The organism is Pontibacter cellulosilyticus, assembly GCF_014306105.1.
Lineage (GTDB): Bacteria > Bacteroidota > Bacteroidia > Cytophagales > Hymenobacteraceae > Pontibacter > Pontibacter cellulosilyticus.
Genome location: NZ_JACRVF010000002.1, coordinates 688,715 through 703,019, shown reverse-complemented (window position 1 = coordinate 703,019; position 14,305 = coordinate 688,715). Strand labels below are relative to the sequence as shown.

General features: G+C 45.7%; 16 protein-coding genes. 4 read left to right on the top strand and 12 right to left on the bottom strand.

Going from position 1 to position 14,305, the window contains the following annotated elements:
* Nucleotides 1–112: 112 nt before the first annotated feature.
* Together H8S84_RS10825 and H8S84_RS10820 are read left to right on the top strand one after the other, a co-directional pair.
* Nucleotides 113–622, top strand: coding sequence for a hypothetical protein (locus H8S84_RS10825; RefSeq protein ID WP_187067326.1), 510 nt, complete (start codon nt 113–115; stop codon nt 620–622).
* A gap of 55 nt (nt 623–677) precedes the next feature.
* Nucleotides 678–1,274, top strand: coding sequence for a hypothetical protein (locus H8S84_RS10820; protein WP_187067325.1), 597 nt, complete (start codon nt 678–680; stop codon nt 1,272–1,274).
* A 105-nt stretch (nt 1,275–1,379) separates the two neighbouring features.
* On the opposite strand, the gene H8S84_RS10815 is transcribed toward H8S84_RS10820, so the two are convergent.
* From H8S84_RS10815 to H8S84_RS10805, 3 genes are all read right to left on the bottom strand, one after another.
* A complete protein-coding gene (locus H8S84_RS10815; RefSeq protein WP_187067324.1) occupies nt 1,380–4,013 on the bottom strand; it encodes a valine--tRNA ligase in 2,634 nt (877 codons plus the stop codon).
* Nucleotides 4,014–4,167: 154 nt separating this feature from the next.
* Nucleotides 4,168–4,746, bottom strand: coding sequence for a pentapeptide repeat-containing protein (locus H8S84_RS10810; RefSeq protein WP_230407132.1), 579 nt, complete (start codon nt 4,744–4,746; stop codon nt 4,168–4,170).
* Nucleotides 4,747–4,820: 74 nt separating this feature from the next.
* Entirely contained in the window at nt 4,821–5,171 is a 351-nt protein-coding gene (locus tag H8S84_RS10805) for a 4Fe-4S dicluster domain-containing protein (RefSeq protein ID WP_187067323.1), read from the bottom strand.
* 111 nt (nt 5,172–5,282) lie between these two features.
* On the opposite strand from H8S84_RS10805, the gene H8S84_RS10800 reads away from it, so the two are divergent.
* Both H8S84_RS10800 and H8S84_RS10795 read left to right on the top strand, forming a co-directional pair.
* Nucleotides 5,283–6,293 (top strand): aldehyde dehydrogenase family protein, encoded by a 1,011-nt coding sequence (locus H8S84_RS10800; RefSeq protein WP_187067322.1) that lies wholly within the window; start codon nt 5,283–5,285, stop codon nt 6,291–6,293.
* A 79-nt stretch (nt 6,294–6,372) separates the two neighbouring features.
* Nucleotides 6,373–6,672, top strand: a complete 300-nt coding sequence (locus H8S84_RS10795; RefSeq protein ID WP_187067321.1) for a hypothetical protein — start codon at nt 6,373–6,375, stop codon at nt 6,670–6,672.
* An 82-nt stretch (nt 6,673–6,754) separates the two neighbouring features.
* Here H8S84_RS10795 and H8S84_RS10790 read toward each other — a convergent pair whose 3' ends face one another.
* From H8S84_RS10790 to H8S84_RS10750, 9 genes are all read right to left on the bottom strand, one after another.
* Nucleotides 6,755–7,636, bottom strand: a complete 882-nt coding sequence (locus H8S84_RS10790) for a nucleoside phosphorylase (RefSeq protein ID WP_187067320.1) — start codon at nt 7,634–7,636, stop codon at nt 6,755–6,757.
* A gap of 161 nt (nt 7,637–7,797) precedes the next feature.
* Complete coding sequence (gene trhO / locus H8S84_RS10785; RefSeq protein WP_187067319.1) at nt 7,798–8,766, bottom strand: oxygen-dependent tRNA uridine(34) hydroxylase TrhO; 969 nt, start codon at nt 8,764–8,766, stop codon at nt 7,798–7,800.
* Between the two features lie 203 nt (nt 8,767–8,969).
* Nucleotides 8,970–9,605, bottom strand: coding sequence for a NeuD/PglB/VioB family sugar acetyltransferase (locus H8S84_RS10780; RefSeq protein ID WP_187067318.1), 636 nt, complete (start codon nt 9,603–9,605; stop codon nt 8,970–8,972).
* 56 nt (nt 9,606–9,661) lie between these two features.
* Entirely contained in the window at nt 9,662–10,948 is a 1,287-nt protein-coding gene (locus H8S84_RS10775; RefSeq protein WP_187067317.1) for a hypothetical protein, read from the bottom strand.
* Nucleotides 10,949–10,950: 2 nt separating this feature from the next.
* Entirely contained in the window at nt 10,951–12,228 is a 1,278-nt protein-coding gene (locus H8S84_RS10770) for a DUF2851 family protein (RefSeq protein ID WP_187067316.1), read from the bottom strand.
* Between the two features lie 28 nt (nt 12,229–12,256).
* Nucleotides 12,257–12,724, bottom strand: coding sequence for a YehS family protein (locus tag H8S84_RS10765; protein WP_187067315.1), 468 nt, complete (start codon nt 12,722–12,724; stop codon nt 12,257–12,259).
* Between the two features lie 114 nt (nt 12,725–12,838).
* Entirely contained in the window at nt 12,839–13,291 is a 453-nt protein-coding gene (locus tag H8S84_RS10760; RefSeq protein ID WP_187067314.1) for a GNAT family N-acetyltransferase, read from the bottom strand.
* Between the two features lie 56 nt (nt 13,292–13,347).
* Nucleotides 13,348–13,803, bottom strand: a complete 456-nt coding sequence (locus tag H8S84_RS10755) for a GNAT family N-acetyltransferase (RefSeq protein WP_187067313.1) — start codon at nt 13,801–13,803, stop codon at nt 13,348–13,350.
* Nucleotides 13,804–13,837: 34 nt separating this feature from the next.
* On the bottom strand, nt 13,838–14,143 hold the full coding sequence (locus tag H8S84_RS10750) for a hypothetical protein (RefSeq protein ID WP_187067312.1): 306 nt from the start codon (nt 14,141–14,143) through the stop codon (nt 13,838–13,840).
* Nucleotides 14,144–14,305: the final 162 nt, after the last annotated feature.

Below are 14,305 nucleotides of genomic sequence, written 5' to 3'. Positions count from 1 at the left end.
GCCTGTTCCGATTAACGGAGCAGGCTTTTTTGTTGCTATAGCTTTACAGATATCTTTTATTTAATATTAGAAGTATAAACTGTGGTCATATAAAGTATAAATTAACAAAACTATGAAAAGTATACTCCCTTGGCTTATCGTAGCCATTTTCTTGTTTCTGGCCCTTTACTTTTACTGGCAGAAAAACGAAGCCGAAAGCAGGTTGATCATAGCTGATAACAGGGCCGCTGAAGTTAACCGGGAGCAGGAGCGCGAAGAAACTGAAACTTCAGATGGCATGCTGCTGCCTCCGGATACCATGGAAATGACACCTCCTGGTGGAGCAGCTTTTGTAGATGAATTAGGCTCACTAAGCGAAAGTGATGTGCAGCGCCTCCAGCGTAAAGGCTTACGCAACCCCGAAACAGACCTGATGAACGACCTAAACCGTAAGCAGCGGCAGCTTATACCAACAGAAGGTACCATGGGTGGAACAATGGCCATACGCGATAGCCGTATCCTGAACGACCGCTATGCCATGGCCTATTATGAAGATGGCCACAACGGAGGCTACATGTTGTTAAAGTATGAGGTAAGCAACGGAAACATTACCTGGAAAGTAGTAGATCACTCCAAACTATAATTTTCTAGCACAACTTTTGAGCAGGAGAAGTATAAAGTATAAATCACTTGTTACTATGATGCTTTTACACGCTATACTTCCTCTGCTTTTCTCTTTTATACTTGTTGCTACAGGAGAGCTTAAATTGCAGCAGGACTTACAAAAAGATATAACCAGGCTACAGGAAAGCAACCGGTACTTTATCAGCGACAACACCACAGAAACTGCTACTCTGCAAAGTATAGTAAATGACTTGCAGCTGTTTGGAATGGTATCTAACCTGAACCTGAGCAACGCAAAATATAGTCAGTACGAACAAGGGCATCACCAGGTACAACAGTGGCATTTTGATGAAGGTGCGATTAAGAGTATCACCCAACTGGAAAGCACTATTGCTATGGATACGGTTGTAACACAACGTTACCTCGAAAACCGGCCTCCTTCCCAACACCGCATCACGAACAACTTTGTGTTCAGAGTTTATCAGGTTTCTACTGCAAACGAGCCGGCCAAGCTTTTTTATCTCACAGAAGAAGAGCAGGGTTTACTGGCTTATCACCTCGGAGAAAAGCAAGTGCAGATTAGCTATACTTCCCCTAAAAACGGCCTGAACCATCTGCTGCCAAAGTATCAGGCAGAGGTAGAGGCGATCCTGAAGAAAAGTATAAAATAGTTTTTTGTCTGCAGAAGGTGCCCCCTTCAGATTACATATTTAGCAAAAATCAAAAGGGCCGCTCCTTAATCAGAAGCGGCCCTTTTCTATACTTTAATTTATACTTTAAAGCGATGCCAAACTTTGCTCAATAGCGTTGATTTTAGCTTCTGCGTCCGCTTTCTTCTTACGCTCATTGGCAATTACAGTCTCTGGCGCACCGCTTACAAAGCGCTCGTTGCTCAGTTTCTTATCAACAGAAATCAGGAAGCCCCTGGTATACTCCAGTTCCTTCAGTAATCGCTCACGCTCTGCCTCTACATCAATGTTTCCCTCCATCGGAATGTAGAATTCGTCACCGGAAACGATAAAGCTGATAGCGCCCTCGATATTTTCCTTCACATATTCCGCCTCGTTCAGGTTTGCCAGCTTCTTCATGATACCCAAAAATGGCTCATAATGATCATGGCTCATTACTTTGATGTAAAGATCGAGCTGCTTGTTGTTCGGGATGTTCTTAGAGTTACGGATATTACGAACAGAGCCTACTACGTTCAGCACAGTCTCCATTACCTCGATGATCTGCTTATCGAACTTATCCTTTTTAGGCCAGGCAGAAACAATCAGATATTCCTTGTCCTTGCGCTCCTTCAGGTCATGCCAGATCTCTTCTGTGATAAACGGCATAAACGGATGCAACACCTTCAGTACCTTCTCCAGGAATTCCACTGTCGTATCCAGTGTCTGCTTATCAATTGGCTGCTGATAAGCCGGTTTGATCATCTCCAGGTAATTAGAGCAGAAATCATCCCACACCAGTTTATAAACTGTTAGCAACGCATCCGAAATACGGAATTTGCTGAAGTGGTCTTCTATCTGAATAAACGCCTCATTAAAGCGCGACTCGAACCACTTCATAGCCGTTTCGTTCGGGCATGGCAGGTTTTCGTCTACTTCCCATCCTTTAATCAGCCTGTAAGCATTCCATATTTTGTTGCTGAAATTGCGTCCCTGTTCTACCAGTTTCTCGTCGAACAACAAGTCGTTACCGGCCGGTGAGCTGAACAACATACCAGCACGTACGCCGTCGGCTCCGTATTGATCGATCAGATCGAGCGGGTCTGGTGAGTTACCCAACGATTTCGACATTTTACGGCCCTGCGCATCGCGCACGATACCTGTCAGGTACACGTTCTTGAACGGCATCTCGTTACGGAACTCATAACCGGCCATGATCATACGCGCCACCCAGAAGAACAGGATCTCAGGGGCAGTAACCAGATCGTTTGTTGGGTAATAGTATAAAATATCCTTGTTATCAGGGTCTTTAAAGCCATCAAACACAGAGATTGGCCACAGCCACGACGAGAACCAGGTATCCAGTACGTCTTCGTCCTGGCGCAGATCAGTTAATTGCAGATTCTCATTTCCGCTTTCTTGACGGGCCAGTGCCAACGCCTCATCGGCAGTGGCAGCTACTACATAATTGCCATCTGGCAGGTAGTAAGCAGGTATACGCTGCCCCCACCACAGCTGGCGCGATACGCACCAGTCGCGTACGTTCTCCATCCAGGAACGGTACATGTTCTTGAACTTAGGCGGGTGAAGGCGAATCTCATCATTCATCACCGACTCAAGCGCAGGCTTCGCCATTTTGTCCATCTTGCACCACCACTGCATAGACAAGCGCGGTTCAATTACAGCACCGGTACGCTCTGAAGTCTGCAGCACAGAGGCATACTCTTCGATTTTTACCAGCAATCCGGCTTCCTGCAGGTCTTTTACTATGTTACGGCGTGCCGCAAAACGATCCTGACCTACATAAAGCTGTGCCTGCTCGTTTAGTGTGCCGTCGTTGTTAAGTATATCTATGGTAGGCAGCTTGTGCTTCTGGCCTAGTTCGTAGTCGTTTAGGTCGTGGGCTGGAGTTACTTTAAGCGCACCTGTACCAAAATCTATACTTACATACTCATCCAGGATAACCGGTATCTCTTTACCTAACAATGGAATGCGAACAGACTTCCCATGCAGGTGCTTATAGCGTTCATCGTTAGGGTTTACAGCCACAGCCACATCAGCCATAATGGTTTCAGGGCGAGAGGTAGCTACTGTAATATAAGAAGGCGCTACTGCACCGTCTGCCACTACTTCGTAGTTCAGGTGGTACATTTTCGCCATAGTGTCTTTCGGGATAACCTCTTCGTCAGAAAGAGCCGTCTGGCCTTGCGGGTCCCAGTTTACCATGCGCACACCACGGTAGATCTGGCCTTTGCGGTACAGGTCCACAAACACCTCGATTACAGCAGCAGACATATCGTCTTCCATCGTAAAACGCGTACGGTCCCAATCGCAGGAAGCACCTAGTTTCTTCAGCTGCTCAAGTATAATTCCGCCATACTTCTCTTTCCACTCCCAGGCGTGCTTCAGAAACTCCTCGCGGGTAAGGTCACTTTTGTTAATGCCTTTTTCCTTCAACATCGCCACAACCTTTGCCTCAGTAGCAATTGAAGCGTGATCGGTGCCTGGTATCCAGCAAGCTTCCTTGCCCTGCATACGCGCACGGCGTATAAGCACATCCTGAATGGTATTGTTGAGCATATGCCCCATGTGCAGCACGCCTGTAACGTTTGGCGGTGGAATAACAATGGTATATGGCTCTTTATTCGGATTTGGTTCTGAGTGGAAGAAGCCGCGCTGCATCCAGCTTTCGTACCACTTCTTCTCTATTTCCTTGGGGTTATATTTCGTTGAAATCGACATCTTATACTTTATTTTGCTGCTTTTCGCGCTAAAAAGCAAATTTAGACAATTTAGGGGAATTGTTGATTGTTCAATTACTGATTGTTGTCATAATCAGGTAGGAAGGATGAACAGAATTTTTTATCACTCTGACACCTGCTCATCAGCCTGTGCCTCAGACGACCTGCAGGTTATACTTCGTAAGCAGCCCCTGCAGACCATACTGCGAAAACTTTGCTTTTGAGATGGTGTTCAGGACAGGATCAATCTCAAAGTTAAATGCTGTTGAAAGGTCTGCTACTGAAAGATTGGTATGGCTAAAGACAGCGCCGCTTAGGTCGGCATCATCAAAAACAGCCTGAGCCAGATTTGCATTGGAGAAGTCTGCACTTTTAAGCGAACAACGGATAAATTTTGTCTTAGCCATTTTTCTGTTCACGAAAGAGGCATAGTCCAGTAAGCTGCCTTCAAACTGCACAGTAAAAAGCACCTCCTCGCATTCGCTGAAGTTTACACCAGTTAGCTTGCACCCTTGAAACACGACATGGCTCAGTGTAGTACGATTTAGCTTAAGCATGGCCAGGTTACAGCCGATAAAGGTGCAGTCGGTGAAACGGTTCTGCGAGAAATTACTTCCCGAAAAATCGCAGCCCCGGAAAGTGCAGCGCTCAAATTCCCTTTTGCTGATGGTTTTTCCCTGGTACGTAACTTTCTCGAATGTTTTGCCTTCGTGTGTCAGTCCTTCCATAGCCATGGTTTATACTTTATCTAAAAAGATAAAACCTGCCCTTTACAGACAGGTTTTACACATTGCTGGTGCTTTTATACTTAAGCTTCCTGGTGAAGCCACGATTTCTTAGCCAACAGTTCTTCCTCTGTCTCGCGGTAGTCCGGGTCGTCTACGCAGCAATCCACAGGGCAAACGGCAGCGCACTGAGGCTCTTCGTGGAAGCCCATGCACTCGGTACATTTATCTGACACGATGTAGTAAAACTCATCTGAAATAGGTGGCTGAGAAGCATCTCCGGGAATAACTTCTCCCCCGTCGATCTCCACCTCTTTCAGTGCTGTGCCACCGCCCCAGGTCCAGTCCGCACCGCCCTCATAAATGGCAGTATTCGGGCACTCTGGTTCGCAGGCTCCGCAGTTAATACACTCGTCAGTTATCATTATCGCCATAGTCGTATCTCCTGTATATTTTTTATACTTTTGTAATCAGCTTTGTTTAACAAACAAAATTAGGAACAAAAGGTATCCTTATCAAATAATTTTTACGCTATACTCACTGCCATGACCCTAGAGAACCGGATAGAAGCCTTTGTAGAACTGGGCAAACAGCTCCAGAAGCTCTCGCCTGAAGATATTACAACCTGGGCCCGCATGGCTACATCGCGCAACACCTGGTTTGACGAACAGAATGTTGCTGCCGCCTTAAAAGGCGTAGTGACGTTTTTAAATGAGCAATACCTGCGTGAATGGCTTTACCCTTACCACCTGAAACAGGTTACACCAAAGAAGGTTGGCGTGGTAATGGGAGGCAACACACCCATGGCTGGTTTCCACGATTTTATGGCGGTACTCCTAAGCGGACATTACTTGTTAGCCAAGCTTAATTCTGGTGATGAGGTGCTGATAAAAAGACTGGCTGATATGCTTGTTGCCATTGAGCCAGCTTTTGCCAATAGATTTGAGTTTGCCTATTTACTAAAAGAAGCCGATGCCCTGATCGCGACAGGCTCTGATAACGCCATTAGTTACCTGCAGCAGTACTTTGCCAAACGACCGCACCTCATCCGGAAAGAAAGAAGAAGTATAGGCGTGCTTACAGGCCACGAAGAAGCTGATGACCTAAAGGAACTGGGTAACGATGTGATGCAATATTATGGCTTAAGCAGCCGCAACGTATCTAAGGTGTTTGTACCGGAAGGGTATAGCTTTGACAGGTTTTTTGAAGCAAATGCACACCGCAGCAACATCCTGGACCTGCACAAGTACCAGAACAATTACGACTACAACAAATCTATACTTCTGGTGAACCGTGTGCCTCACTTCGACAACGGTTTTATGCTGGTGCAGGAAAGCGAGAACCTGATCTCCCCTGTCTCTGTGCTTTTTTACCAGACATTCACTTCGTTGGCGGACCTGAGACAAAAGCTTGCGGCTGTTAAAGACAAAACTGAATGTGTGGTGTCGGCACATGGCTGGCTGGAGGGAAGTATACCATTTGGCGATGCACACCGCCCTATGCTATGGGATTATTCAGACGGAATTGACACGATGGCATTCTTGCAAAAAATTTAAAAAGCCATGCGCTGTTGAGCCGGGGTTTTCGTATTTATACATAAGTATAATAGGTGTTTTACTTTAACATGCACCGCCCATGAAAGCTCAAACAAAACGAATTCCGATGGTGGAGAAAGAGATGATCCCTTTCTTCCGCTTTACCCACAATGATGTGTTGGAGAACACAGAAGCCCGTAAAAAGCGTTTGTGGGATTTAAACCGTGCTTCTATCTTAGGCAACGGTTATCGCGGAAAAGTAGAGATAACGTTTAGAACGGCAGAGGGGGAGCTAAAGCGCGTAGATACAACCGTTTGGGCTGTAGACGACAAGTATATGATGCTTAAAGCAGGTTGTTTTATCCCGATTGCCTCTATTGTCGGCGTAGAGTTCTTTTAAAATACTATACTTGTAAAGTATAAAAACACCGGGGCCTCTCTAGCAGCAGCTGGAGAGGCCCCGGTGTTTTTGCATTGTAATATTATATTCTGTCCAGCACCTTCAATATCAGGTCATCTATAACTTCATCGGCGTTTTTAGCGAACTCTTGCGTTACACGGTTGGCTACAATGGCATTAAGCGAGAGCATTTCGTGTCCAAGCAGGCGACCCATGGCATAGTACCCGGCGGTCTCCATTTCAAAGTTGGTTAACCTAAAGTCGCATACTCTAAACTGGTTGTATACCTGCAGCAGCTGCTCGTTTCTTAAACCGGCACGCAATACCCGGCCCTGCGGCGCATAAAAGCCCGGGCAGGTAAGTGTGTTGCCTGGTATCATATCAAAAGCGATCTTTTCGATCAGCTCCTGAGATCCGTTTACGCAGTATGGCCTGAAAGTTAAACCCAATTCCTGCTGAAGAGATTTGGTTATACTTTGCTCGTTTTCGTCCTGCTCCAGTGGGTAAAACTCCATTAATGAGTCAATGCCAACACCGTAGTGTGAGGCTAAGTGGCTGCCCAGCGGCACATCTTCCTGCAACGCACCAGACGTGCCCACGCGCACTATCTTCAGCTTTATTTTCTCTTCGTTAACTGTTCTGCTGGTAAAATCGATGTTCACCAACGCATCCAGTTCATTCATCAGGATATCAATGTTATCTGTACCCATACCTGTAGAGATAACCGTGATGCGCTTTCCTTTGTAGTAGCCGGTATGCGTTACAAACTCGCGTTTAGCAATCTGCACCTCCATCTCATCAAAGTGTCTGCTCACGCGCTCTACCCTGTCCGGGTCGCCAACCGTGATGATAGTATCAGAAATGTGCTCTGGCAGCAGGTTAAGATGGTAAATGCTGCCGTCTTTGTTGATGATCAGTTCTGACTCCGGGATGATAGTCGCCCCTGTTGAGTTAATTTGTTGCATATCGCAGTATGTTAAATGTCCAGTTTATTTCTGCAGTTACTGTCAGTTCAGAAGCACTTAATTATCGCCTCCACACTGGTTTACTGGCACTTACAGAACTTAAGAAAAGCGAAGAGCGCAGCCATTCACAGGCTGCGCTCTTCTTGAGCTTTAGAGAATACTTATACTTTTACGTCAGATTTCTTCTTTCGGTTGAAACCTTTCAATGGATTATAGCCATTCATCTCTTTTTGATAGTAACCGGTACCATCGTAAGGGCGTTTGTCAGGATGCTCCTTGCACTCAACTGAGCAGGCACCGTCTAACTCTACACCGCAGTTTTCGCAAATGGGCACATGCAGGTTGCAAACCGGGTTGGCGCAGTTTACCATTCTGTCGGACTTGGTGCCGCAAACGTGACAGGTAGAGACAACAGTTGGATTGACCTTGTTCACATCTACAGCCACGCGGTTATCGAATACATAGCACTTGCCTTCGAAATCTTCGCCGCCGGCCTCCATGCCATACTTGATAATACCGCCGTGTAGCTGGTACACGTTCTCAAATCCCTGCTCCAGCAAAAAGGCACTGGCCTTCTCACATTTAATACCGCCGGTGCAGTAGGTTAAGATTTTCTTGTCTTTATACTTCTCCTTCAGTTCATCTACCTTATCCGGAAACTCACGGAAGTTCTCGATGTCCAGCGTAACAGCATTTTTAAAGCGGCCTACACTGTGCTCGTAATCAGAACGAACGTCAAGTACCACTACATCCTCTTTATCCTTAAGTTCTTTAAACTCCTGTGGAGAAAGATGCACGCCTGTACGCTGGTTTGGATCAATGTGTCTAAGGCCGGAATGTACGATCTCTGGCTTGTAACGCACGTGCAGCTTTGTAAACGCATGCACATCGGATGGATCTACTTTAAAATCTGTATGGCCGAAACGCGGATCTGCGTGCAGGCGTCTCATGTACTCGTCACAATCCTCTTTCAGACCTGATACGGTACCGTTTAAGCCTTCGTCGGATACAATGATGCGGCCCAGTAGGTTCAGCTCCAGGCAAAGCAGGTGGTGTTCGTCGCGGTACGCTTCCGCGTTCTCAATCTGCGTGTAGCAGTAGTAAAGTAGTATACTGTATGGTTTGTTCATAACTGCTAAGTTTCAGCTTAGTGTTAAAGTTGATTGTTAATTTTCTATTCTATCTGAATCAAGATTTTCAGGATTAAAAATGATAAACAGGATTACCTCCTACCATTGTTCCTAAATTCTAATGCAAAGCTAAAAGCCAGTCTAATATTCTAAAATGACTTTCATCAGTTTGGCTGAATAACAGCTTTAGCAAGTATAAAAGTTTATTTTACCGGGGCAGCCGGGTTGCCAAATACAGTTGCTTTGGCTGGCACATCGGCGATTACCACGGCACCTGCACCTACACGTGCGTTCTTACCTATCTTCACTCCAGACACCACCACGGCTCCAGAACCGATAAAGGCTCCTTCTTCCACTTTCACCTCCGAGTTAATCACAGCGCCTGCTCCGATCTGCACAAAGTCAGCGATTTCAGCATGTGTGTCTACCACCGCGTTAGAGTGAATTAGCGTATAGTTGCCAATCTTGACGTTGTTGTTTATCACGGCTCCAGCTGCTACCATGTTACCATGGCCTAACCAGGCAAACTCCGAAACAGAGCTAAAACGGTGAATCGCGTTTACAGGCACTACCTTCTGCTCGTCCTTTAGCATTTTAATAAGGCCTTTGCGGGCAGCGGAATCTTCTACGGCTACAAACACATCACACTTTTTGCCAACTAGCTTTAGAAACTCGTTGTCTTCTGTGCTGCTCATCACCGACACATTGTTGATCTCCTGCTGCTGCAGGTCTTTGCTGTCGTCGAGGAAGCAGTACACTACCACACTGTTGCTGTTAAATATATCCAATGCTGCGGTACCCAACTTTTGGGCGCCCAATATGATTACAGGATTTTGCATAGCTCTCTTAAATAAAGCGCAAAGGTACGAAGAAGCACGGGAGTTTGAAAGTATGGCTACAGCCGCAGTTTTGCCAGCAACTGTTGTGCATATCGGTTTTGCAGGAGCAGGTATACCAGGAAGGGCAGGAACACAATACGGTAGCGGCTAAGGGTGCCAAAGTTAGGCGTAGAAAGTCCGAAGATCACCCCGAAACAAACAATCATAAGTATAAAACAGACCTGCAGCAGGGTTACTTCTTTCACACCATTTTTAACCATACTTAGCAAAGCAAGTAGGCCCAAGGCAAGTATGAGCAGGTTCTCCAGGCTCAAAAGCAAGTATAAAATATTCACCGACTCCCAAACAAATGGCCTGAACACAGCACTGAAAAATGCCTTTGGCGCATTGCCCAGCATACTTGGCAGGGTAGGTTCTAAGCTAGCAAAAGAGATATGGGGCCTTGCCTGCGACAGCTCCAGAATATCTTCATAAGTGTCTACCAGATTATGGAAAAAGAAAGCATCGTTGTACTGCAGTGCCAGGTAAATACCTATTGTGCCTACTAAACTAAACGCCACCAGCAGTGCCAACTGCTGCGCTTTTATACTTTTAAGCATGTTGGCTTTAGCTGCTAATAACCTGATGAGGCAATAGAACAGAAACAACGGAATGGCAATAAAGGCCAGGAAGAACTTTATCCTGACAAACAGGTAGAGCAAGAAGGGCAGCAGCAGCCAGTTTACTTTGCTTAAAAGTTTGCCTTTTGCCAACTCAATAGCCGCAGCAATTACCCAGCACATGCTCCCGAAAAGTATGGCATCTTTAAGTACCCCGGAACTCCAGAATACCACCGACGGGAAGTATAAAAACGCCAGTACCGCAGCCGATTTATACTTTGGGAAATGACTTACCAAAGTAGCTACCAAAGTGGTAGTACCCCAAAAGCTAAACAGCGACAGGTAAAGCGAATTAAGGTAATATTGGCTATTGGTGAGCAGGTTTAGCAGGCTAAGGAGTTTGATAAAGAAAAAGGAATTAGAAAAGTTAGGCAGCCTGGAAAAAGGCACTGATGCCCTGAAAGCTTCGTTTTCGAAATCGTTAAAAAGTATAAGTTTTAAGTAGCCTTCAGGATTTTGGCCTGCATATTTGGTAAGTATAAGCGAGGCATTTTTGAAAGTGAGCGTATCGCCTTCGTGGTAATAGTGGTGGTAGAGCAAGCCCAGCAGTATACCTGCCAACAGCTTGAGCCCCAGCGCCGGCAACAGGTGTTTCTTTATAGGTTGCAAACCTGGCCGCCGATAAAGCAGCCAAATAATGCCACCCAGTAGCAAAGCATTAAGTATGTATAAAATTGTACTCATACTTAGCTTGCCCGCTGTTTCATGATCTTATTACCAATGCCGCACTGCATACAGTTTACCGGCTCGCAGTAAAACCTGAAGAGTCCCAGCGCTGCCTGGTTATCTGCCGCAGACTTTGCCTGCCAGCCCAGTTCCTCATAAAGGCGCGTATACTTATTGCTTTCCTCTTTTAACCCTTCCAGCAAAGCGATGGCTTTTTCCTGAAATTGCTGGTTGCCGGTATGGCTGGCATAGGCTGTTAGCAGGGGCACCACTACATTTATTACAAGGTTATGCGCGCTGCTTTTCCCCATACTTTTCTGCTTTGCTTTTGCTGCTCTGCCCAACATGTAGTGCTGCTGCCAGTACTCCGACACCTGCGCTCTAAAAAGTGCTTCGTAGGCTTTTACCGTCTCAAGCTCCAGCAACGTGGCAAAAAGTGATGGTTTCTTATGAAGTACAGCCGCCAATTGAGCCAGACGAACTGTCGGAAAATTACCCGGCCGCATGCGCAGGAAATTCCATTGGTGCGGCTGCATATTCTCTAGTTTATACTTCTGCTTTAGGAAAGTATACTCTTTTGCTAGCTGCAGAGCATAATCATCAGCAGGTTCTGTTAGAAAACCAGCCTGACCGAACAGCAGCGCCTCCAGTTGAGATTGTGACGCTACGTGTTGCCGCACTACTCTGAAGGGTAAAGCCTTGGTCAGTTGTTCAAAGGCAAGTTGGTTTGTTTTAAAGCCGAAGCTGCGAAGCAAAGTATAATAGGCAGTTTGCTCCCAGTCGTTGCCGGTACTTTGGTAGGCTTGCAGCACCTCCTCCCCTTTCAGCTCAAGCCGCTCAATAAGGGCACGCTCCATCATGGCAAGTTTGGTTACCTCCGGAACCGTTGGCCAGAAGGCAGCACAAGGTATGGCATGTATGGCTTGCTGAAGCTGCTGGTAGGTATTGAGCATGTGTAGATTTACCTTCCCCTGCAGTTCCAGCACAGGGATAAGAGTGTCGTCTTGCCTGTAAACCGGTTTATCCGCATCCCATACCACATGCAGCACCACCTGCTCGTACTTGCCATCGGTGTGGTGCTGGTGCCGTTGCCAGTCAGATGCTTTCAAGTGCACCTCAACGCTACCAGACCACTCTACCTCTCCTATTTTGACAATGGCCTCTTTAAAATCAGGACCGGCTTCGGTATTATAATAGCCCGTTCTGATTACCTGCACAGCTTCCCCATCGGTAGTGGTTATCTCCGATTTTTCGAAGTACTGATGCCGCCAGATGTAGTGCAGGAAATCCTCTTTCACGATTGTGGAGTGGCTTTGTGAAGTATGATTAGCTCTCTTTGCCGTGGTATTTCAGTTGCATGCCATGCAGGAAGTTACGCAGGATCTGGTCTTTTAACGGACGGTACTGACTCTGGCTTGGGTTACGAAAAAAAGCACTCAACTCCGCTTTGCCCAGCCTGAACCTTACCAGCTCAAGTATAGATATGATATCCTCATCCTTCAGGTTTAGGGCGATCTTCAGTTTGCGAAGTATAATATTGTTGTTCAGCTTCTTTTCTGGTACAGGCTGCTCCCCTTCTTTCTTGCCGCGCTTCTCGTTTATAAAGCCATTCAGGAAAGCTGCCAGGTGCTCATCGTTAATCTCCTTCGTCTCCGGGTCGTCTTCTTTCTTCAGCCAGTCACTTACCTCGGCGCGTGTCACCTGCATGCCACCTGAGGCAAACAGTTCTATCATTTGCGAGTCGTTGTAGTCGAAAGTATAGCGGATGCGGCGAAGTACGTCGTTGTTGGTCATGTTATCTTGGTTCTATTTTTGAGCAGTTATAGTTGATTTTTTATAGCTCCATTAACTGCATTTTTGTTGGTGAAAGCACCAACATTGGTATAAATTTTATTCTGGCCTTTCCTCTTAAATTAACTCCTTTTTAAAGCAAAGGCTGATTTTTACTGTTGCATACTGCCCGTAATTCGGTATCTGCTTATAACCGGAGCTCGTGTACAGGCTTATTGCCTCCGGTTGCTTTACACCAGTCTCTAATATACAAAAAGTATAGTTTAGCTCCTTTGCCCATGTATCCAGCGCATGCAAAACGGCTTTTGCTACGCCCTTCCCTCTATATCGCGGATGCACATACATTCGCTTGACCTCTGCAGTAACCTCATCATACTTTTTAATTGCTCCACAACCTGCTGGCTCACCGTTCATAAAAGCTACAATTACATGCTGAATGTTATCCAGCTTATTAAAAGGTGCAATGGTAGCATGCTCCTCCCCGTATCTGCCCTGTACCTCTTCGTCAAGCAGTTGTACTAGGTAAAGAAAGTCGCTGTTGCTGGAATCGGATCTGGTTAGGGTAAGCATTTATTTGTGCTAAAGTAGCGGCAACAAGTATAAAAGCATCAGAGATTACAGCTTACCTAATGCTCCAGCATCTTCTCAAAGCACAGGCTGTTTTCTACTCCAGCGTACTGCCCATAGTTTGGTATTTGCCTATAGCCACAGCCTCTGTAAAGTGCTATTGCCTCTGGTTGCTTTGTACCTGTTTCTAAGATAGTAGTTTTATAGTTAAGCTCTTCTGCCCAGTCCTCTAAAGCTGCGAGTATACTTTTAGCAATCCCCTGCCCTCTGAAATCCGGGTGCACAAACATGCGCTTTACTTCAGCCACGCCATCAGCATAAGCTTTTATAGCTCCGCAACCGGCAGCTATTCCATTTTTGTAGCCAACAATCACATGCTTTATACTATCAATCTTGTTAAACTGTGCATAAAAAGCATGCTCATCCCCATCTCTGATAGCTAAATCCTGGTCCAGTAATCGGACTAGTGCAATAAATTCTGGGTTAGTAGAGTCGGTTTTACTTAAAATGAGCATCCTTTGTGAAACTTATTTCTATAAGATTATTAAATCACTTTTCTGCTATAGAATCTGTGCGCTCTATTAATTTATTTGCCGTTGATGACAAGTTGGCTTCCGGAATAAACTCATCACAGATAGTTAGTAGAGAGAACAAATATCTTCGGATCAGCTCAACATCAGCACGCTCATTCTGAAGAGCTGCTTGTACCATGTGAAGAGAAACATCGGCTAAAAGGAACTTACGCTTATCAAACCATTCACTACTGCCTTTAGTAGCTGAGTGCTCTAAATAACATTGCTCCGAAAGTGCATGCGCTTCTTTACATAGCTGTAGGATCTGGTTCTTCTCGTTCATATGATTGTATCGGTAATGTTTGCTAAGGCTAGATTAAAGATTGCTTTATGCTCTACTATTATGTGGCCTAACTAGATTATATTTTGTTAGAGAGTGTAACTCCTGTTTTCATTAACTGAATCAGCCATATTGGTCTCTTTTACAAATCTCATTCATATGTTC

Coding starts and splice junctions, on each gene's coding strand:
- H8S84_RS10800 (WP_187067322.1), top strand. CDS start 5,283: ATGACCCTAGAGAACCGGATAGAAGCCTTTGTAGAACTGGGCAAACAG.
- H8S84_RS10820 (WP_187067325.1), top strand. CDS start 678: ATGATGCTTTTACACGCTATACTTCCTCTGCTTTTCTCTTTTATACTT.
- H8S84_RS10750 (WP_187067312.1), bottom strand. CDS start 14,143: ATGAACGAGAAGAACCAGATCCTACAGCTATGTAAAGAAGCGCATGCA.
- H8S84_RS10790 (WP_187067320.1), bottom strand. CDS start 7,636: ATGCAACAAATTAACTCAACAGGGGCGACTATCATCCCGGAGTCAGAA.
- H8S84_RS10760 (WP_187067314.1), bottom strand. CDS start 13,291: ATGCTTACCCTAACCAGATCCGATTCCAGCAACAGCGACTTTCTTTAC.
- H8S84_RS10755 (WP_187067313.1), bottom strand. CDS start 13,803: ATGCTCATTTTAAGTAAAACCGACTCTACTAACCCAGAATTTATTGCA.
- H8S84_RS10765 (WP_187067315.1), bottom strand. CDS start 12,724: ATGACCAACAACGACGTACTTCGCCGCATCCGCTATACTTTCGACTAC.
- H8S84_RS10810 (WP_230407132.1), bottom strand. CDS start 4,746: ATGGCTATGGAAGGACTGACACACGAAGGCAAAACATTCGAGAAAGTT.
- H8S84_RS10775 (WP_187067317.1), bottom strand. CDS start 10,948: ATGAGTACAATTTTATACATACTTAATGCTTTGCTACTGGGTGGCATT.
- trhO (WP_187067319.1), bottom strand. CDS start 8,766: ATGAACAAACCATACAGTATACTACTTTACTACTGCTACACGCAGATT.
- H8S84_RS10815 (WP_187067324.1), bottom strand. CDS start 4,013: ATGTCGATTTCAACGAAATATAACCCCAAGGAAATAGAGAAGAAGTGG.
- H8S84_RS10795 (WP_187067321.1), top strand. CDS start 6,373: ATGAAAGCTCAAACAAAACGAATTCCGATGGTGGAGAAAGAGATGATC.
- H8S84_RS10805 (WP_187067323.1), bottom strand. CDS start 5,171: ATGGCGATAATGATAACTGACGAGTGTATTAACTGCGGAGCCTGCGAA.
- H8S84_RS10825 (WP_187067326.1), top strand. CDS start 113: ATGAAAAGTATACTCCCTTGGCTTATCGTAGCCATTTTCTTGTTTCTG.
- H8S84_RS10780 (WP_187067318.1), bottom strand. CDS start 9,605: ATGCAAAATCCTGTAATCATATTGGGCGCCCAAAAGTTGGGTACCGCA.